Source organism: Flexibacter flexilis DSM 6793 (assembly GCF_900112255.1).
In the GTDB taxonomy this organism is placed as follows: Bacteria; Bacteroidota; Bacteroidia; order Cytophagales; family Flexibacteraceae; genus Flexibacter; species Flexibacter flexilis.
This window is the reverse complement of the sequence record NZ_FOLE01000001.1, coordinates 597,687-616,234: the sequence shown is the minus strand read 5'-3', so window position 1 is coordinate 616,234 and position 18,548 is coordinate 597,687. Positions and strand designations below refer to the sequence as shown.

Here is an 18,548-nt window from a genome sequence, read left to right as displayed (position 1 = left end):
TTTAGTATTTTTTTGATTCTGTGAAACCTCCGAGCGTGGGTATTGAGTCGCCTGTTATGATGGTTTGTTGCAATTGATTATTGCATTGCTCAAGCGCATCAGGGCCATCATCTTTGGTCTTGTAATTTGGTTCGATTCCTTGCGTCTGCGAGACAAGTAATTGCATGCCAGTATTGTAGCGTTCTTGCTCTGCAAAAGACATCTCATAACGCTGAAATTCAGGCAACATCTGAACGATACGGCTATACTTGTTCTGGCCGCGCCCTGGTCTGTCAATCTTGATAAGATTTGGCCATTTTTTCCCCTGAAATTCTTGCTGAACAGTCGCAATGGCAAGCTGTACCGCCTGTGTCCAGAATTGCTGTTCCATGTAATATTCCACGGTCACTGTTTTTGGCAAAATATTATGGAGCTGGAATAACCATCGTAAAGCCGTTTCCATGGTGCAGCGGTCAACAAATGCTTTGAGCACATGTTTTTGCGTTCCTTTTAAACCGACCATCACCATGGCGTTAAAGTCGGCTGTTGCGGCTTCTGAATAGGCCACGTCCCACGCTAATACGATTCGGTCATATTGATTGAGCGGCAAACGATTACACCACTGAAAGTATTCGGGCTTGAATATCTTGCCCGCCGTATGTGGCGTGTTCTGGTATTCTTGATTAAAGTATATGATACCAAGCGTTTCTTTGCGGCTGTTTAAAAACTCCATGGTGAATTTGCCGGGCCAAGAGGGTTTCCCTTCTGCATTGATAGCGTTCACCACCCGATGCCTGAATCGTGGTAATTTGACCAAGTTTGTAAGAATCGTATTATTGCCGATTCGGTTGTTGGCCATCACAAATCGCGTGCGATTCGTACCCATGGTAGGAATTAAGGCCGTGAGTACCCACTTGACCTCTTCATCTACACGTTCAGGATTGCGACATGCTTTGTCATCGTCTATGTCGTCGCAAACAATGTAGTCGGGCCGATTAGCACCATTGCGTCGACCACGTGGAGATTGGCCTTTGCCGAGCGCAAAAAACGCTGCCCCTGTTTTTGTGATAAAATTTCCTTCAGCCCACGACCCAGACAGCACCAGTTTTCCGAAATGGTGCTTTAGCATTTCATTGCCTTCAAGCTCGCCTTGAAGGTCTGAAAGTAGCTGAATTGCAGCATCTTCATTCTTGCCCACCAACAGCATACAATCAAGTTGGTTGTGAAATAAGTGCAGCCATATTGGGATAAAGATGTCAAAGTGCGTTGATTTAGCGTGTCCGCGTGCCCATTCCTCTACTGTGCTAATATCTTTATTGCGCAATATGTCATTGGCCGCCGCAATTTGAAACGGAGCACATGGATACTCGGCATAGTGTGGGAAAAATTCCGAGACAAAAAACGCATAGTCTTTCTTCGCACGATTGAATCGCGCTTGCTTGTCTTTTTCGCACTCTTTATCGCGGCCATGTGTGTCTGTGCCGCTCTTGATGCGTTGCAGCTTTTCAAGATACTGCTCAATGAGCTTATCGCTTGCTAACATTATTCAATCTGTCTTTTATACGCGCCAAAAAACCTGTCTGTTGCCCGATTACTTCCTCGGTGATACGCTTATCGCAATTGCTTCGAATGTAGTCGGTGAATTCTTCGAGTACCTGCACTATGTAGCGAATTGGTACACCTTGTCGCATCTGGTCAATCGAATTAGTAAGCTGCGTGATAATGTCTGCGTCAGCTTTGGCCAACCCCTCTTTGGCCGCTTTATCGGCTGTTTTCGCAAGCTGATTTTTCAATATATCTTCCAATTGCGCAACGATTGCATGAGTGGTTGTACGCTTCGCTAAACGCACGGATTCCCATTGTCCAGCGGCTGACCATGTCCCTATTGTTTTCTCAGCAACACCCACGAGTACGGCTATTTCTTTCTGCGTTTTCTCGGTATGAACGTATAGCTCGAATGCAGTAGCTTGTGCATCTGTTTTGGTTCTGCCCATGTCTTTTTTCTACAAAAAAAACACATTAAAAGCGGCTATACTTTTTTGTAATCCATTGTGCGGCATACTATTACGTGTGATGCGTGATTATAACACGTATCATCGAATGCCAATTTTTTCGCCAAAAAAAACCCTGCCAACTTTGTTTCACTAAAAGCAGAAATCGTAACCAAACTAAATAGATAAGCGATGTAATGGCGAAGAATATACCATACGTAGTAATGCAGGCGACGGATAGCCGTACTGCGTATATCGTGATACAAGGCGATATATCGTGGTGGTCCGAGATGAACAACTCGGATGCGTTTACGCGAAAAATTGATGAGGCAATCACGGCAGGTTGCGTGAACGTAAACCTGTATATCAATAGCGGCGGCGGTGACACACATCAGGCGAATGAAATGTGTAATCAATTGACCCGATTTAAGGGGAAAAAAATAGGGTATATCGGCGCATTGTGTGCCAGCGCAGCGACGTTGCTGGCATGTACAATGGACGAAGTTTATGCAATGCCTAACACGCTGTATATGGTCCATAACCCATGCTTAATGGCTTATGGCGGCCTAAAAGAATTTGAATCGGCCAAACAACTGTGGCAGATAACCAAGGATAATGCCGCTGAGCTATATGCAAAAAAAACAGGCAAGCCACTGAATCAGATTATTGCGATGATGGATGCTGAAACTTGGTTTTCGGCGAAGTCAGCCAAAGAATATGGCTGGATAACTGACATAATCGACGCGATTCCGTTTGGGGTATCGGAAGACCCCGCAGCAATACTGGAGGAGTTGTATAAGCCTTATTCGGAGGCGATAAAAGAACAGCTTACCAGTATGCAATCAAAGCTAACTGCATCGGTAACGATGTATTCGGTGAACAATCAAGTAACTATCACAACAGACAATAATAATAATATGGAAGGCAAGAAAATAGCCGTTGCCCTTGGGTTGGCCGAAACAGCCGACGAAAATGCGATTATGGCGGCCATTGCTGGCATGAAGTCGCAGAATGAGAATTTTGCAACAATGCAGCGTGAGCAGGTTAAGCAATACGTTACTTCGATGATTGCATCGGGCAAAGCCACCGAAGCCGAACGCCAACATTGGGAATCGCTTGGAAATGCGAGCATGACCCTATTACAATCGACTGCCGAGAAGCTAACTGCTCGAATGAGTGCGTCTCGAACTATTACACCTTCAGGAGGTACGCCGCCTGCCGATGAAAAAGAATATAAAACGCTGATTGAGTTAATGGCTGACGGAGAGGCGTTTGACCGCGAGCGTAATGGCAAAACGCAATTGTACATGAGCTTGTACAAAGCCCATTATGGGTTTGAGCCGAAGTTTTAATCGTAAATCACAAATATAAATATGCAAACTATTATTGCTTTTTTGAGCATCATCGCAATGATGCTGGCCTCCGCCTTCGCACAGGCCATTAATAAAAACCAGCGAATTGGCGCGGGTGCATTATTTGTCGGCGTAACACCATACACTGAGCTGTTCACTGGTGAGATAATTAAACGATTTGACCGCGTGCATGACTGGCTCTCTGAAATTCCGACGGCGAATAATTATGTGAAACATAATGCAATTCATCTCGTGGACATTGGTGCAGACCCTCAAGTCTTGATTGACAACACTACTTATCCTATTTCGTCAGTCTACCGCGACGACCAAGATGTTATCATTGCATTGCATAAGTATGATACGCAAAATACCAAGATTAGTGATGATGAGTTATACACCGCTTCTTATGACAAAATTGGTTCTGTGTTAGACCGCCATTCAGCTGTATTACAAGATAACTATGGTATGCACGGATTGCACTCTCTCGCCACAAACTCTGCATCTGCCAGCACACCAATCATTGAAACATCTGGGCCTGTGGTAGATGGTCGTAACAGATTGATTTGGGCGGATTTGGTAAATTTTAAATCGGCATTGGATACGCTTAAGGTCCCATTATTCGATAGGCTCTTAGTGCTATGTAATGAGCATGTGAATGACTTACTGATGGATACAGCGGCTCAAACGTTCAGAGATAGATATTTTCAAACAGAGACTGGTAAGGTATTACCTATGCTTTCGTTCAAAATGTATGAAAATACCTATAACCCTGTCTATACAGCTCTGAATGTGAAAAAAGCATTCGGCGCAGCAGCTGCACCAAGTACTGACCGTAATGCCAGTACATTTATTGTCAAGTCTCGCGCTCGCAGGGCTTTAGGAGAAACAGCGATGTATTACAAAGAGGCGGCCACTGACCCTGATAATCGTGAAACAAGAGTTGGTTTTAGACAATACGGACTCGTATTGCCTGTAAAATCAGAAGGGTTTGGTGCGATTGTCTCGAAACGAGCCTAACGTTTTCCTGATAACAATAAAACGATAATAGATACATAAAAAGAGGCTGTGTTGTATTAAGTAACAGCCTCTTTTTCCTAAAAACATTCCCTCCTAAAAATGAAACAGTCTATCCAACCACAAGAAAATAAATTGACCAATGGTCAATTGCTCAAATTGAGAATTAAGCGATTTGTTCGCCAATGGAATGAGTTGCTAATCGTCGTCCCTGTATTGCTTTTGGTGTGGGAATTTTTACCCGCCATTCTCAGACATTTCGATGCACGCATCGTCTGTTATGATGACAGCTACCTGTTAAAGCTGGTTTATGCTTGCTTGGCCACTGCCGTAGAGTTTGGCGTAGTCAACCTGCTCATATACCTATCATTCCCAACCCTACACGCTTATATATATAGGCGTATGGAAAACGAGTTGTTACTCGACATTTTGAATCCGCATACAAAAACGAACGACAATAAAAAAATATGGCAAAGGCAATTATTCTCGCTTGGCTTGCTCTCCTTGTACATACTAACAGTCATTGCCAATCTGCTGGCGATTTAGCTTGTGTAGAAAAAACGTATCTCTCTCAAGTCGGCGTAAGAGAAGCGACTGGCCGCAATGACGGCAAAGCAGTAGCCCAATACCTGCGAACGTGCGGGCTTGGCACTGGCTATTCGTGGTGCGCCGCGTTTGTCAATTACTGCCTAACGAGTTGCGATTTTAAAACGAATAATAACGCTTGGGCAGCCGCTTGGTTTCCCGACCAAAAAATAATATGGACACCGACCAAACCAATAGGTCAGCCACGCACTGGCGATTGTGTCGGGTTCAGATTTGGCAAATCACAGCGAATCAGCCATATAGGATTCGTGCATGAGTGGGGTCGCAAGTCTGTTGTTACGGTGGAAGGTAACACGAACATGGCTGGCTCTCGCGAAGGTGATGGCGTGTATTGCCGTCGCCGCCCTATTGGTGTCATCGCTGCGGTATCTCGCTGGACTGGAGGTGTCCGATGAAGACAATACGTGTAAGTAGGATTAGTTTCGTAGTAGTAGGGGTGATTTTGTTGGCGGTTGGTGGGCTTGCTTGCCGCCGCCAGCAACAATCAATTACCAGCGCGAATGTTGATTCGCTATCGGTGAGGGAGACGGATTTGTTGCGACCTATAACGGTCTGGACTCCAGGCCAAAGCCTTCAGTACGTTGGGCAATTGCCTTATAAACCGCCACGTAATTACGGCCAAACCGTACAAGCAACGGCTGGTAAGCTGAGTGTATCCATTGATACAAGCGGTAGAATTTCAGTTGATTGTAAATCTGATTCGTTAAAACGAGAGTTGTTCGTGCGTGACAAACTTATCGAAAAGCTCAAGCTACATACATCGGATTCGGCAACGGTTAGGGAGGTAATTCGGCGTGAAAAAGTACCTGTGATTGTCTATCACGCTTATTGGTACGACAAAGCCTTACGTTGGGCTTTTCTTATATTGATTATCTTGATTATCATATACTTATTGATAAAAAAACGATGGACATTTCTGTAAATCAACTGAAGCAAAAAGCCATAGATGAGGTTTTTGCAAGGAATCCAAATCTTGAAAAATGCTATGGCACAATTGACGGCAATCTGTTCGAACCGTCGGCCTTGAATGCTGCGCAATTGCATGCGCGCCAAAGCAAACTTGAGCTGTACACTATTATTAATGAGTCTTATGCCGCGCAAGAGGCAATAGAGCTTGCGCCCGATGCTGACCCATTAGCAATCATTGACACCAGTGTACCTGCTGATGTATCTGCTGAAGTGCCTGCTGAAGAACACAAATCTAATAAAACTAAGAAATAATGCACTCATTTTCAGGACCTTCGTTCACCAAATCGCAAGGCGGTTTAGGTAGAACTGGTGTAAGCGATGAGGGCTACATGGGTTTACTGTGTGGCGCAGTCGCTGTATCAGGATTTGAGCTTGGCACAGTTTATAAGGTAGATTCACTTGCTTACGCTGAAGATACGCTTGGCTTGACCGCTTCGTACGATGCGAATAATCATCTATTGTTGCACCATCACATCGAACGTTTTTTTGAATATGCACCCAACGGAACACTTTTCATTATGGGCGTATCGCGCTCTGTTACGTTTGAAAACATGTGCGATTTGGCCAATGATTATCTGAAGAAGCTCTTGCGTTCTGATGTGCACGGCCGTAAGCTCAAGTGCGTTGGGATTCTCAGAAATGCCATTGTTGGCTATGGTCACGCATACGACAATGGTGTCGATGCCGATGTTCAGGCGGCTGCTTTGAAAGCTGATTTGTTATGCAAAGATTTGTTTGATGATAAAATTTATGTGGACAACATCGTTTTTGAAACGCGATTAGAGCCAGGTGAACCGATTGCTGATGCTGCCTCTTGGCGCGACATTGGCACAGAATACTGCTCTGCACTCGTAGCTCAAGACCCCGTTATCGCTGCCTTAGATTCGGCTTACGCTGGATACGCCGAAGTAGGCTCATTTTTGGGGATGGTGGCCGTCCGCAAAGTATCTGAGTGTGTTGGCTCGGTAGCCATTGAGAATAAACCATCGGCGTGGCTGGGCGTGGAGAGCTATCCACTTACCCGTATTTCGCGGGAATGGTGGCTGACGGCATCACTTACCAATGGTACGGCTTATTCTGCTTTGTCTAATGCTCAAAAAACGGCATTGGACAGCAAAGGCTATATCTATGCAGGCGTTTATGAAGGGTATGATGGTGTCTATTTCTCGGACTCCCATACCGCCGCATCTGTAACCAGTGATTATGCCTACATCGAAGATAATCGCGTATGGAATAAAGCAGCCCGTATCGCTCGCGCTGCGTTGTTGCCGAATATGAAAGGCAATGTAGAAGTCGATGCTACTACAGGTAACCTATTGAGTACATGGGTTACTTACTTGAAAAATAAAGGCGAAAAGGCTTTGAGCGTGATGGCATTAGCCAATGAGTTAAGCGGTAATCCCGTTTTAACTATACCTGTGGAGCAGGACGTGTTGGCGCAAAATGGTATCACCATGAGCATCCAATATGTGCGCAATGGAATTCTAAGAACTTTAACAGGCACTATTGGTGCGGTCAAAAAAATCAGCTAATGGCAACGATTAACAATAACCGTTTTGGTGAACTGACAGGCTGGAATCAAATCACAATCAACATTCTTGGCCGCGATGTCGTGGGGATAAAATCACTGTCGTACTCCGACGAGTGGCCGACTGAGGTGGCCTATGGTGCTGGCGCAATGCCAGTTGGCAAGGCTCGGAAAAATTATAAAGCGAAGTGTGAAATTGAATTACTCTGGGAAGAGGTACAAGCAATTCAAAGTGCATTAGCAGGCGGTTTGAGGATTCAGCAGCTTCAATTTGATGTAATCGTACAATACGAGTATGGAAGCGAATTTTACAAAGACATTGTTCGCAACTGTAACTTTAATGAGTCCGTTCGCGACTTGAAACAAGGAGAAGGCGAGATATGGTGTAAAATGCCCATCACTTGCATCTCTGTTGATTGGAATGTTAAATAACAATTAATCCCCCTATATAATGGCTTTAAATACGAAAAAACCAAAATCAATATTGCCATCTGATATTGAAGATTGGCAGTCAAAAGATAAGCAACGCCGCAAAATTGGAGTTGTAAAATTTGAATCTGAGTTTAGCGAATCAGGTTATGTTGAATTTTTTATTCACGCTCCGACGAAAGAGCAAGTCAATGCAATCGCAGAGATTGCGGCGGAACGTAAGGCTGGTTGGGTGACTAAGATTCAAGAGCTGGCTATCAATTCATGTGTGCTTGCTGGCGACTTAGATATCGCAGAACAAGATGATAGTGTGTATTTCGCGCTCAACGAACAATGCCAATTGCTTTTTGAGACGAAAAAAAAGCTATAGCAGAAGTCTTTGAGTGGGCTGCTATCAGTAGTGATAGTGAAAACGATAGCTGGCGACGAATGTACGCACTGCTGCGTTATCATTACGGGGGCCAGCCAGAAGACTATACAGATGAAGAGCTGGCTCAAAAATGGGCTGAATTGAGCTTTATGCTCACCTATCAGCGGCAGTACTACAAGAACCTATTGCATGAAGTAATAGCAGAGGCGTTTGGTAAAAAAGATTAAATAAGCAATGGTAGCAGAATTCATTCTCCGATTAGTGGACCAGGTAACAAAGCCTTTGGGTGGCGTTACGGCTGGTTTGGCTGGTGCTGAAAAAGCGAGTAACTCGTTTGGCTCGGCACTGGAGAAAGCTGCTGGCAAAGCATTTCTATTCAACCAGATGCGCGATGCGATTACCAGTACAGCAGGTGCATTAGATAGCATGACGGCACCAGGTGTCGCATTTCAAAGCCAATTAGCTGAACTGTCAGGTATGACAGGTCAAACAGGTGCTGGGCTTGATAATATAGGACAAAAAGCACGCGAAACTGCGCTTAAGTTTGGCGGTGATGCGTCTCGGGCTGTTGAATCTTATACATCTATTCTTTCGCAACTTGGGCCGCAAATCGCACAGAACGACGTAGCTCTACAAGCGATGGGCGAAAATGTGCAGATACTGTCTCTTAATATGAAAGGTGATGCAATAGGAGCTACTGATGCGCTTAATACAGCATTATTGCAATTTGGTGCAGATTTGAATAATCCTACGCAAGCAGCGAAAACCATGACCGAATATATGAACATCATGGCGGCTGCTACAAATGCTGGCTCTGCTGATGTTACAGCTATTAGTGCTTCATTGAAAGTCGCAGGTTCTGAGGCATATAACGCTAATGTATCATTTATTGAAACGAATGCTGCTATTCAAGCATTAGGTACTAAAAGTAAATTTGGCGCAGAGGCTGGTACAGCGTTGCGCAATGTGATAGCAACGATGGGAAAAGGTCGATTCTTGCCCAAGGATACGCAAGAAAGCCTTATTGCAGCAGGTGTTAATATTGATAAGTTGTCGAATAAAGCACTGCCATTTACCGAGCGACTGAAAGAGCTAACAAAAATTCAGAAGGATTCAGCTTTGGTTACTCATTTTTTTGGTACTGAAAATTCAGCTGCGGCAACTACATTGCTGAGTACTATTCAATATCAAGAAGACCTGCAAAAGCAAATTACAGGGACTAATCAAGCAGTAGTGACAGCGAATGCTAACTTGAATACGCACGAAGGCCGAATGGCTCGGATTAATGCGCAATTTAAAGACTGGGGAATCTCCATCTTTAATGCTACATCGGGCATGCTGCCATTTGTTCAGGTTGGTTCAAGCTCGTTGTTATTCCTAAGCCAATTTGCGCCAGCGATGGCCGCCGCCAATACGATGGTTGATTTTGCGAAGGCCAAATATGCTACGGCTGCTGTGTCAGTCAAAGCATTTGCATTAAGCACTTGGACATCAGGCTTAAACGCATTAAAAGCGGGTGGGCAATACGTCTTGACTGCTCTGACTGGTATCGGTTCTTACGTGGCCTCACTTATTACGGCTACGGCTGCACAGTGGGGCCTAAACATCGCAATGAATGCGAATCCGTTGGGGCTGGTTGTGCTTGGAATCGTGGCGGTTGTGGGTGCATTGGCTTTGCTATACACTTATTGGGATGAGATATGGGGATTTATCAAAAATTTTACGGTCTGGGTGATTAAGCTATCACCATTCGGAATTCTTTGGCAAGTTGTTGATTACTTATTCCCTTCGCTTAAGACTTGGGCCTCAGATGTATTTGGCGGCATTATTGACTGGTTTGGCAAGCTATGGGGAAAGATTGTGGAGGTTTGGCAGAATGTCAAGGGCTTGTTCAGTAACCCCGTTACTATCGCCGCGCCAGTGATTGAGAATCCAGCGACTGGAACATCTGCTCCTGTGGCTGTTGGGGTTGCGGGTCAATTGCTTACTCCGCAGGCACTGACAGCCTATCCGACTGGGATTCAAAACCCAATCGCAAAGCCTGAAGTTGATGCTAATGCCAAAAAAATTGATACCAAGGCTCCGAAAAAGACAGAAGTTGGTGGCGATACAAAAGCAAGAATTGTGAATCTGCGAATTGATAAGATAGAAGTATCTAATCACGTATCAAGCACTATTACGCAAGGACTGGATGATTTGGAAAACAAAATCGCACGAGTTGTAGTGGCGGCACTGAATGACGCTGAAATCATTATGAGCAATGGATGATAAAGTAGTAATCAAAAATTATACGGTCGATAAGGTAGTAGGGCAAGTATTCCCATCGCTGGCAAATGCGGTGGTTTATAAAATCGAAGGTGTACGTGATGCGGCAGCCGATAGGCTGGACAAGCTCTTGGGTAATGTCTATGAAATACCGCCCAATGAAGACACGCGCCAGCCGATTGTTTTCGAACTCGGTGATGTTGCGCCACAAGTGGTTTCGGGTGATTTGCCCCGAACATTGTACGGCACACCGATTATGATGCCTGTATCATTTGGGGGTAAAAAGTACAATGTATTCGCGCCCGACGGTTCGCTGAAGTCAGTGGATTATAAAACATACCAATTGCCCGCGACAACATTCTGCGAGTTTTCGCGGGATAAACGTATCGCCGAAACACCTATCAATGGCGGCGTAGGTTCGATAAGAGAGCTGTACGGCTTCTCGGATTGGGAAATTACGATTCGCGGCCTGCTTATCACGGAAACTAAACAAAGTGGCATGATGGCTTGTGATGTATTCCCCGAAGACGAAATCAGAAATTTGCAGGCATGGGAGAATATTGCTGCCAGTGTTGATGTCTCAGGATTGATGTTTAACATACTTAAAATCAGAAGCATTGACATCAAGAAAATCACCATTGGGGTAATAGAAGATGCACCGAATGTTATCCCTTTTCAAATTTCGGCAGCTTCTGCGCAAGCACAGGAGTTGTATGTAAAAACGAATAAACTATTCAAGCGAAAATGACGGCAAACGCAAGACAATTAACTGAAGATATTTGGGGCTATGGCAAATCGCTGATAGTCGTACTGATGGCAGTGGCAAACTTTTTCTTGGTTCGCACGCTCAACGAAATCACGGCCAACTTAGAAAGCCTAAACCAACGCACTAATACGCTGCTGCAAAATGATGCAGTTCGAGAACAGGTGATACTCAATTACTCGGAAAAACTCAACAATGTGATTCTCAAACAAGATGCGCTCTCGACACGCGTCTATGAAATTGAAAAGCAAATTATAATCAACAACAAGTAATGCTGGCGATGCAAATAAGAGTGGTATTCGGTGAAACCTCAACTCGTAATGAGTTTGAGCTGCGCACGATTAACCATTTTTCTTGCAAAAAATCGTGGAAAGATTTAGTCGGTACTGGCACGCTGAAGATAGCTTCACGAAGTTACTTTCACGACCAAGACTATGACCTTAAGGATTTAATTAAAGTCGGCGACCCTGTTACTGTGTATGCTGGTTATGACAATGAGCTGGTGCAAGAGTTTATCGGATTTGTAGCTACCGTAAAGCCTACTATACCAATTGAGATTCTGCTCGAAGATTACATGTACAAGCTCAAGCATACGGCAGCGCATTGCATATTCTCAAGTTGTACACTTGCTCAGCTATTGGCTAAGATTATTCCCAAAGGCATTGCGTATAGTGCGGCCAGCATTAGTCTTGGGGCGTTTAAGGCCACTAATACGAACGTGGCATCTTGTTTGGCCAAGCTCAAGGAATCGCATGGTTTGAGTGCTTATTTTATCGGAAAAAAACTGTACGTCGGACTGGTGCATCTGGCACGTGTTGAACAGAACTTGACACCTATATATACAGTCAATATTCCGCAGGGCGTGCGTAAGCATAGCCTTGAATTTAAGGCAGTTGATGATGTGAAAGTGAAAGTAACAGTCACATCGGGCAAAGGCGTGAAAGCGGTAGTAGGTGACGAAGGCGGCGAAACGATTAGTATGCGAATCCCTAAGATTACGCAATCGGAAGCCGAGCGGTACGCAAATGAGCGGCTTAAAAAAGTAAAAGTCGCTGGGTTTAAAGGCTCAGTGGACTTGTGGGGACTGCCGTATATCGAACATGGCGAAATTGTAACGATTATCGACAGGGATTATCCTGATAAGAAAGGTAATTACTATGTCGATGCAGTAAATTTTGCATGGGATAGCGGTGGAATTGTGCGAACATTAGAAATTGGAGCAGCAACAAAATGAGAGAGGTATTTAAAGTAGCGGAATTTGATTCGCAAGGTAAATTGAGATTGCTAATGCAAGAATATGCCTCTTATAATGAAGCTGTTTTGGCTATCGAAATAATGCCGACGGGCGTTTATCAAGTGCAGAAGGTTTTTGTAAAATCATGTGATTATGAGCGCAGCGACTCAACAAATTAGAGAGGCGATACTTGCCGCCATTAAGCGTAATGCACCACCTACCGCTTGGATTAGCGGCACTGTTGTGAGTGTAAATGAATCGGCCAATACTTGCGAGGTGTACGTGGAAGAGGAGGATTTGACTTATCCTGATGTATTGCTTTCCCTGCAAGAATCTGGCATGTTGCTTATTCCTGCTAAAGACAGTGACGTGATTATTGCACCTGTTGATGGCCAAGATGCCGTGATGCAAATTGTGGCGATTTCGAAAGTTGTTAAAATCGCTTTAAATGCCGATTCAATGACATTTAACGGCGATGGTTTTGGTGGGTTTGTTCGCGCTGATGAGCTGAAAAAGCAATTGCAAAAAAACAATGAATTGCTGGCGGCGATACTATCGGTAATTAACGGTGGGGCAATTCCAGAAACTGGAAACGGTACGGCATCTGCGTTACAGGCCGCTCTTAAAGCCGCAATAACAGGCAAACAGGTAGGGGATTTTTCTCAAATTGAAAATACGAAGATAAAACATGGCTGATTTTCTGGACGACGATGACGATGATATTGGCGCAGATGCCAATGGAGATATGAAGATAGGAAATTCGAATGCTCAAGAAGTGTATTCGATTATGATGACTAATCAAGGGAATTGGCGCAATTCGCCTTTGACTGGACTTAATTTGCTGGCAAAAAGCAAATCTAATATTACTGCCAATGAATTGATTCGCGCGATTGAAACGCAGTTGGAAGCGGATAATTTTATAGATTATAAAGTAGCAATTGTAGAAGGTAAGCCAGTGATAACGAGGGCTGAAAGATGATAGTAACAGAAGGACAATCTGTAATTGATGCGCATTTGCAAACACATGGCGACCTAAATACCGTCGTGCAGTTTTGTGCGAATAATGGCATCACCCCAACATCATTACTATTGGCTGGGCAGGTGCTACAACCGCTTGAAAGCGTAGAAGATAGTAGTGTTACTGATTATTATGCGGCACGCACCTTTCGCGTAAACAGTGGCAGTGCAATGCAATCGGTCATTGAGCCAATGAATGACTTTGATTCGCAAGATTTTGATTCACAAGATTTTTATTAAAAAAGATGGCAATAAGAACTAAGACACAGCTGCTGGAAGACATCGTGGCTTACGTGAAGTCGGGAGGTAACCCCTCGCTTACTACGGCGCAAAACCTGCGCAGCTTATTTGTGAATTTTGTGGAAACGCTATTCGCTCAAGCAGGGGTTACGTGGGAGAGCTTGTCGGGCAAGCCGTCCACATTCCCGCCGTCTGCGCACGGCCACACGACGGGAAATATTACAGACGTGCAAGTACCTTATAACGCAGCCGTTACCCCGACGGGTACGGCGCCTACGGTTACTTATGATTTTGGCGGAAAAATCGACCAGCAAAATCAATTAACACTAACGAGCGACTCAACAGGTGATGTAACAATTGCCGTAATAGGAAGTGCCAATGGCTCGGCCATGACAATTGTCGTTAAAAACAACGATAGTATAAGTCGAGATGTGAAGATTCCTTCAGGTGATACGGGCATCGGTATAGCATCGCATACGGTGGCTGTTCCATCGGGCAAGTATGCAGTCTTATGCGTGAGTTACATTGGAACAATAGGATTATGGAAATCAGATGCTGAATAGTAGATACTTGTGGCGTAGAATTGGAAAAAACACACAAACGCTTGATGAGCTTATTGCCAGCCAACTGCCAGTGGTCTGGGTAGTCCCTGATGACATTGTCGCATCGGACGGAAGTAGAATAGCAACATATACGGATAGAGTTGGTAACGTATGGGCCCAGCCAAGTTATTCGAATAGGCCAAAACTCATAACATCACACTGGTATGAGCATCACTGTATAGGGCTAGGGACGGCCATAGGCACGGGAACGAACTACTTAACTGCCGCTACGTGGGCTACAATTATAGGCGACTTCACCGCGATGTTTGTTGTGCAACAAAATGGCTACGGTACGCAGCCCGTGTCGTACGTTGCGGGGATGGAGCAGGGCGGATTCTTCAGCGACGCGACGATAATCAATGCAACTGTTGGCAACAGCGACAGCAATGCTGGAGTGGAATTAGTATCCGCAACGGCAGCATTTATTGGCACGAATAAATGTGTAATTACAATGACTAACAATGCGATACGAATTAATGGAGTTGAGGCTATGCGAATTAATACCGATGTTATGATAAAGGCGTTCATCAATTACATAGGTAATATGCCTGCGAATCTGACGCTCAAATTCAACGGATACATTGCGTACATGGTGCTGATGCACGGCGGTATGAACGAATATAAAGCACTGATTGAAAGTGAATTGATAACTAAATATTTATAAAATGCAACAACGCCAATACCCTGACTTAAAGCTATATGTCTTTGATTCAGCCAATTACCCAAGTGAGGCAGCCGCGTATACTGCTGCTTGTGCGAAAGAATTAATATTCGCGAACAGAGTAGGTTGTCCGTATCAATTCGGGTATTCGCCAGTCTGGGAAAAGTACAAAGTATCTCCTAAGGTGTACTACTTCAATGTAGCCGACCTATTGAATGAAGAGCCAGCGTTGTTTGAACCAGCTGATATAGCCGAGCTAACCACTGTTACTTACGCGGATTTTCAAGCGTGGTTGGACAACGAGTCTGGCTTGCCGCAAGCGGCGGCCAACCCTGCTGGCGAAAGCCAATCAATGTAATTAATTATGCCAGCATCACTAACACTGGTGCTGGCTAAACTTTTTTTTAAAAAAATGGCAAAGACTTGGCAAGAATATCAGGCGGAAATGATTGCAACGCATCAGGCAGTACCTGAGTTGTCGGCGGTTAATTCGCCTTCGGAAACGGCACGGTGGAAACTCATATACTTCGTGATTGCCGTAGCAATGTCGTTTTTCGAGCAGGTTCTTGAGCTGTATTACTCACTTATAACCTCGACGGTAAGCAGTGTGAAAATCGGCACACCTGCGTGGCTTGCTGAGCAAGCAAGACTGTTTCAACTCGGCGATTCTATTGAGATAATTAATGGTGTTCCAACTTATCCGTCAGGTGCGAGTGGTAGTAAGATTATTACTCGTGTCGTGGCTAAGAATAGTAGCGAGGGTATATGTATTGTTAAAGTGGCTAAAGGTAGTATCACAGATTTACAAGCACTTAGCAGCGAAGAATTGTTACAATTCTCTGCGTATCTTAATCGGATACAATTTGCAGGCACTCGAATCAAAGCCATTAGTATTAGTGCTGATTTATTGACTATTGGAGCTAACGTGCGATACAATGCGATTTACGATGCTGCTACTGTTAAGCAGAATGTAATTGCCGCAATTAATAATTTTTTGGCAGCCCTGCCAGAAGACGGCTTGTTTTGGCGCGAAAAATTACGAGATTCAATGCAATCTGTTACAGGTATAGTGGATGTTGAATTGACTGGATTACAGTCAATCGCGGGCGGTGAGATAGTGGCAATCGGGCAATATTACGAAGCTCGTGCGGGTTACATTAAGCTCAATTCGGCGACTCCAATCGAATCAACAATAACCATGATACCCGCATGACGATAGACTTCAATAAGCTGGCTCAAGACTTGTTGCCATCGATATTGCGAAAATCTAAGCGACTGGCAATGCTTGGCGTGATGTTATCGCCATTAGCGACAATGTATGCGACTTGGCTTGTGTTTTTGGCCAATGCGCAAAAGCAAGCACTGTACAATGGCCAGACGATTGTGCTTGAGAGTATTCTTAACGACGTGTTTGACCCGATGCTACGTCGCATTACGCTTAATAACATCGCCAATGAAATTGAGCCTGTTTTTTTTCCAAAAAACGAGTTAGCGGGTGAGCCTGTGTATATTGATAAGGATACTGAGCCTATGTATATTGGCTTATACGCTGATTATCTTAATGCGACAGGCCTTGAGGTCATTGTTCCCATTGAATTAAACGGTAATGAATTAGCGATTAAATCGCAATTAAATCGCTATCTAATTGCGTCTGTAAAATATATAATAACTTACTACTAATTAGCATGATAGAGCAAGTACAAGAATTTGAAAAACGCGGCTTTTTGGGCGATGATTTCATTGAGATCGACGAACAGGCGCGTATAGCTGCTACGGCTGTTCTGCGAGATGTAGATGATTGCATACTGTCAGGCTGTAATGTTACAGCGTCAGCCACTGTAGGAATGTTTGACGTATCTGCTGGCTTGGTGTGGCTGGCTGGCCGAATCATGCCTGTAGAGGCTGTTGTAGCCGTCGAGATGCCATCAGTAATTGTTGCCAATGCTGTCGTTGAGGTTGTCAAACCTTATATGCCAAGCGGCATTGAGCGTGCTGTAACACGAAGCTACACCGCTTCTGTGCAGCCATCAGGCACAGGGATTGCATTGTCGAATATAAGTCGTGTTGATTTTTGGCAAAAATTGCAGGCAAAGATAAATTACGCGGATAAAGCTACTCAAGCACAAGTGGCGGCGTTGCAAGCGCAGATAGATCAGCTAAATGGATTGACCGCTTGGAATTTAATCAGAGATATGCCTGGTGGCGGCTTTAATACCGACTGGTCAGACGATCCCGAATACGATAATCCAGTAGGCTGGCGACGTGTGGCGGTCAATAAGATAGCTATGTGTGGTGTCGCCGTCAAGACTGTTGATAACGGCAATTTCAAACTATTAACGTTGCCAACTAATGCTCTGCCATCCAGAACCATTGTACTGCCTTCTAACATATATATTTCTGATTATAGAAGAACGGATGAAAATGTACCGTTGATCATTAAGCCGAATGGCGACGTGCAATGGGCAAATACCTCGCCAGTCACTTGGGCGGTAGGGCATCGCGTTGTCTTTGATGGTATTGAGTATTTCACCGATTAGTCGGTGAAATACTATTTTTTTATATTTTTTTACTTTTTTATTTTTTTAATGATTTTTTTTTGATTACAAAAATCACAAGCTATACAACGCAGATTGTATAGCAGTGATGAAGACAATGCCAGAGAACAGCGTAGATGTTGTTCTTACAGACCCTCCTTACCTTTATCTCAAGCATAAACTTGATAGGCCATTCGACGAGGCTACTTTTTTTTCAGAGATTCAGCGCATAGTAAAGCCTGATGGTTTTGTTGTCATTTTTGGACGTGGCGCATCGTTCTATCGATGGAATACAAGACTTGCGGAACTTGGATTCGCCTTTAAGGAAGAGATTATCTGGGACAAGAAGCGCATATCTTCGCCGCTTATGGCACTGGGTCGCCGACATGAGACGATTAGTATAAGTACTAAGGGTAAGGGTAAGATTAAGGCGTGTAAAGTGCCTTATCTTGAAATGAAACGATATGATGAGGCGGGTATATTGCGCGATTTGAAATCGCTGAAGGGCTTACTCAAGACGAAGAAGCTTGATAATGTAATCGCGTATTTAGAAAAAAATACAGTCGTTTACAGCCAAAAACGCGGCAAAGAAAGCCTTACGATTGGGGCTGCGATAGCTACTCCAGACAGGCAAGTGACAACGCTTAAGTCGATTGTTGAGGGGATGAAGGAGCAGAGTATCATTGAAGTAGCTGCCGAGCGTGGTTCGGTAGTCATACACCCAACGCAGAAGCCTGTACGATTGTTAGTAAGATTATTAGCACTTGTAGGAGCTGGTAGCAATTCTGTTGTATTTGACCCATTCGCAGGCTCGTCAGGCGTGGCCGTTGCCGCCGATGAGATTGGTGCGCAATTTGTTGGATCTGAGATTGATGAGGAGTACTACAATGCTGCCGTTAGGCGAATATCAGCGTTGTGATTTTAAAGCGATACGAGTAATTGTATCGCTTTTTTTTGGACATTTGATTTTTGATTTTTGGAAATTTGATTTTTT

General features: G+C 44.3%; 27 protein-coding genes. 25 read left to right on the top strand and 2 right to left on the bottom strand.

Annotation, left to right across the window (positions count from 1 at the left end):
- Position 1: 1 nt before the first annotated feature.
- Together BM090_RS02690 and BM090_RS02685 are read right to left on the bottom strand one after the other, a co-directional pair.
- Complete coding sequence (locus tag BM090_RS02690; RefSeq protein WP_091506886.1) at positions 2-1,522, bottom strand: hypothetical protein; 1,521 nt, start codon at positions 1,520-1,522, stop codon at positions 2-4.
- Positions 1,506-1,973, bottom strand: coding sequence for a hypothetical protein (locus BM090_RS02685; protein WP_091506883.1), 468 nt, complete (start codon positions 1,971-1,973; stop codon positions 1,506-1,508). Before BM090_RS02685 ends, BM090_RS02690 begins: the two co-directional genes overlap by 17 nt.
- Positions 1,974-2,167: 194 nt before the next feature.
- Between BM090_RS02685 and BM090_RS02680 the strand changes: the two genes are divergently transcribed.
- From BM090_RS02680 to BM090_RS02570, 25 genes are all read left to right on the top strand, one after another.
- A complete protein-coding gene (locus tag BM090_RS02680) occupies positions 2,168-3,322 on the top strand; it encodes a Clp protease ClpP (RefSeq protein WP_091506880.1) in 1,155 nt (384 codons plus the stop codon).
- Between the two features lie 21 nt (positions 3,323-3,343).
- A complete protein-coding gene (locus BM090_RS02675; protein ID WP_091506877.1) occupies positions 3,344-4,339 on the top strand; it encodes a hypothetical protein in 996 nt (331 codons plus the stop codon).
- 99 nt (positions 4,340-4,438) lie between these two features.
- Positions 4,439-4,882, top strand: a complete 444-nt coding sequence (locus BM090_RS18120; protein ID WP_143083843.1) for a hypothetical protein — start codon at positions 4,439-4,441, stop codon at positions 4,880-4,882.
- Positions 4,804-5,337 carry a CHAP domain-containing protein gene (locus tag BM090_RS02670; protein ID WP_091506873.1) on the top strand — a complete coding sequence of 178 codons (534 nt, stop codon included), beginning with the start codon at positions 4,804-4,806 and terminating at the stop codon, positions 5,335-5,337. Before BM090_RS18120 ends, BM090_RS02670 begins: the two co-directional genes overlap by 79 nt.
- Positions 5,334-5,864, top strand: a complete 531-nt coding sequence (locus tag BM090_RS02665; protein WP_091506870.1) for a hypothetical protein — start codon at positions 5,334-5,336, stop codon at positions 5,862-5,864. The genes BM090_RS02670 and BM090_RS02665 overlap by 4 nt, the downstream gene beginning before the upstream one ends.
- On the top strand, positions 5,849-6,163 hold the full coding sequence (locus tag BM090_RS02660; protein ID WP_091506865.1) for a hypothetical protein: 315 nt from the start codon (positions 5,849-5,851) through the stop codon (positions 6,161-6,163). Before BM090_RS02665 ends, BM090_RS02660 begins: the two co-directional genes overlap by 16 nt.
- Positions 6,163-7,443 carry a DUF2586 family protein gene (locus tag BM090_RS02655; RefSeq protein WP_091506861.1) on the top strand — a complete coding sequence of 427 codons (1,281 nt, stop codon included), beginning with the start codon at positions 6,163-6,165 and terminating at the stop codon, positions 7,441-7,443. The genes BM090_RS02660 and BM090_RS02655 overlap by 1 nt, the downstream gene beginning before the upstream one ends.
- Positions 7,443-7,871: a hypothetical protein gene (locus BM090_RS02650; RefSeq protein WP_091506858.1), complete on the top strand. Its 429-nt coding sequence runs from the start codon at positions 7,443-7,445 to the stop codon at positions 7,869-7,871. The genes BM090_RS02655 and BM090_RS02650 overlap by 1 nt, the downstream gene beginning before the upstream one ends.
- Positions 7,872-7,890: 19 nt before the next feature.
- Positions 7,891-8,238 (top strand): hypothetical protein, encoded by a 348-nt coding sequence (locus BM090_RS02645; protein ID WP_091506855.1) that lies wholly within the window; start codon positions 7,891-7,893, stop codon positions 8,236-8,238.
- 59 nt (positions 8,239-8,297) lie between these two features.
- Positions 8,298-8,465 carry a hypothetical protein gene (locus BM090_RS18270; RefSeq protein WP_177199815.1) on the top strand — a complete coding sequence of 56 codons (168 nt, stop codon included), beginning with the start codon at positions 8,298-8,300 and terminating at the stop codon, positions 8,463-8,465.
- Positions 8,466-8,472: 7 nt separating this feature from the next.
- Positions 8,473-10,506: a phage tail tape measure protein gene (locus BM090_RS02640; RefSeq protein WP_091506852.1), complete on the top strand. Its 2,034-nt coding sequence runs from the start codon at positions 8,473-8,475 to the stop codon at positions 10,504-10,506.
- A complete protein-coding gene (locus tag BM090_RS02635) occupies positions 10,499-11,251 on the top strand; it encodes a DUF6046 domain-containing protein (RefSeq protein WP_091506849.1) in 753 nt (250 codons plus the stop codon). The genes BM090_RS02640 and BM090_RS02635 overlap by 8 nt, the downstream gene beginning before the upstream one ends.
- Positions 11,248-11,538 carry a hypothetical protein gene (locus tag BM090_RS02630; RefSeq protein ID WP_091506847.1) on the top strand — a complete coding sequence of 97 codons (291 nt, stop codon included), beginning with the start codon at positions 11,248-11,250 and terminating at the stop codon, positions 11,536-11,538. Before BM090_RS02635 ends, BM090_RS02630 begins: the two co-directional genes overlap by 4 nt.
- Positions 11,539-11,546: 8 nt before the next feature.
- Complete coding sequence (locus tag BM090_RS02625) at positions 11,547-12,500, top strand: hypothetical protein (RefSeq protein WP_143083842.1); 954 nt, start codon at positions 11,547-11,549, stop codon at positions 12,498-12,500.
- Entirely contained in the window at positions 12,497-12,679 is a 183-nt protein-coding gene (locus BM090_RS02620) for a hypothetical protein (protein ID WP_091506841.1), read from the top strand. Before BM090_RS02625 ends, BM090_RS02620 begins: the two co-directional genes overlap by 4 nt.
- A complete protein-coding gene (locus tag BM090_RS02615) occupies positions 12,654-13,196 on the top strand; it encodes a hypothetical protein (RefSeq protein WP_091506839.1) in 543 nt (180 codons plus the stop codon). The genes BM090_RS02620 and BM090_RS02615 overlap by 26 nt, the downstream gene beginning before the upstream one ends.
- The gene (locus BM090_RS02610; protein WP_091506833.1) at positions 13,189-13,479 is read left to right on the top strand and encodes a hypothetical protein; all 291 of its coding nucleotides are present in this window, start codon (positions 13,189-13,191) and stop codon (positions 13,477-13,479) included. The genes BM090_RS02615 and BM090_RS02610 overlap by 8 nt, the downstream gene beginning before the upstream one ends.
- The gene (locus BM090_RS02605) at positions 13,476-13,757 is read left to right on the top strand and encodes a hypothetical protein (RefSeq protein ID WP_091506830.1); all 282 of its coding nucleotides are present in this window, start codon (positions 13,476-13,478) and stop codon (positions 13,755-13,757) included. Before BM090_RS02610 ends, BM090_RS02605 begins: the two co-directional genes overlap by 4 nt.
- Positions 13,758-13,762: 5 nt before the next feature.
- Positions 13,763-14,320 carry a hypothetical protein gene (locus tag BM090_RS02600; protein ID WP_091506826.1) on the top strand — a complete coding sequence of 186 codons (558 nt, stop codon included), beginning with the start codon at positions 13,763-13,765 and terminating at the stop codon, positions 14,318-14,320.
- A complete protein-coding gene (locus tag BM090_RS02595) occupies positions 14,310-15,023 on the top strand; it encodes a hypothetical protein (protein WP_091506823.1) in 714 nt (237 codons plus the stop codon). The genes BM090_RS02600 and BM090_RS02595 overlap by 11 nt, the downstream gene beginning before the upstream one ends.
- Position 15,024: 1 nt before the next feature.
- Positions 15,025-15,378: a hypothetical protein gene (locus tag BM090_RS02590; RefSeq protein ID WP_091506819.1), complete on the top strand. Its 354-nt coding sequence runs from the start codon at positions 15,025-15,027 to the stop codon at positions 15,376-15,378.
- 6 nt (positions 15,379-15,384) lie between these two features.
- A complete protein-coding gene (locus BM090_RS02585) occupies positions 15,385-16,233 on the top strand; it encodes a hypothetical protein (protein WP_143083841.1) in 849 nt (282 codons plus the stop codon).
- Complete coding sequence (locus BM090_RS02580; RefSeq protein WP_143083840.1) at positions 16,230-16,700, top strand: hypothetical protein; 471 nt, start codon at positions 16,230-16,232, stop codon at positions 16,698-16,700. Before BM090_RS02585 ends, BM090_RS02580 begins: the two co-directional genes overlap by 4 nt.
- Before the next feature lie 5 nt (positions 16,701-16,705).
- Positions 16,706-17,557, top strand: coding sequence for a hypothetical protein (locus tag BM090_RS02575; protein WP_091506807.1), 852 nt, complete (start codon positions 16,706-16,708; stop codon positions 17,555-17,557).
- A 106-nt stretch (positions 17,558-17,663) separates the two neighbouring features.
- Positions 17,664-18,473 (top strand): DNA methyltransferase, encoded by an 810-nt coding sequence (locus BM090_RS02570; RefSeq protein WP_091506803.1) that lies wholly within the window; start codon positions 17,664-17,666, stop codon positions 18,471-18,473.
- The last annotated feature ends 75 nt before the right edge of the window (positions 18,474-18,548 follow it).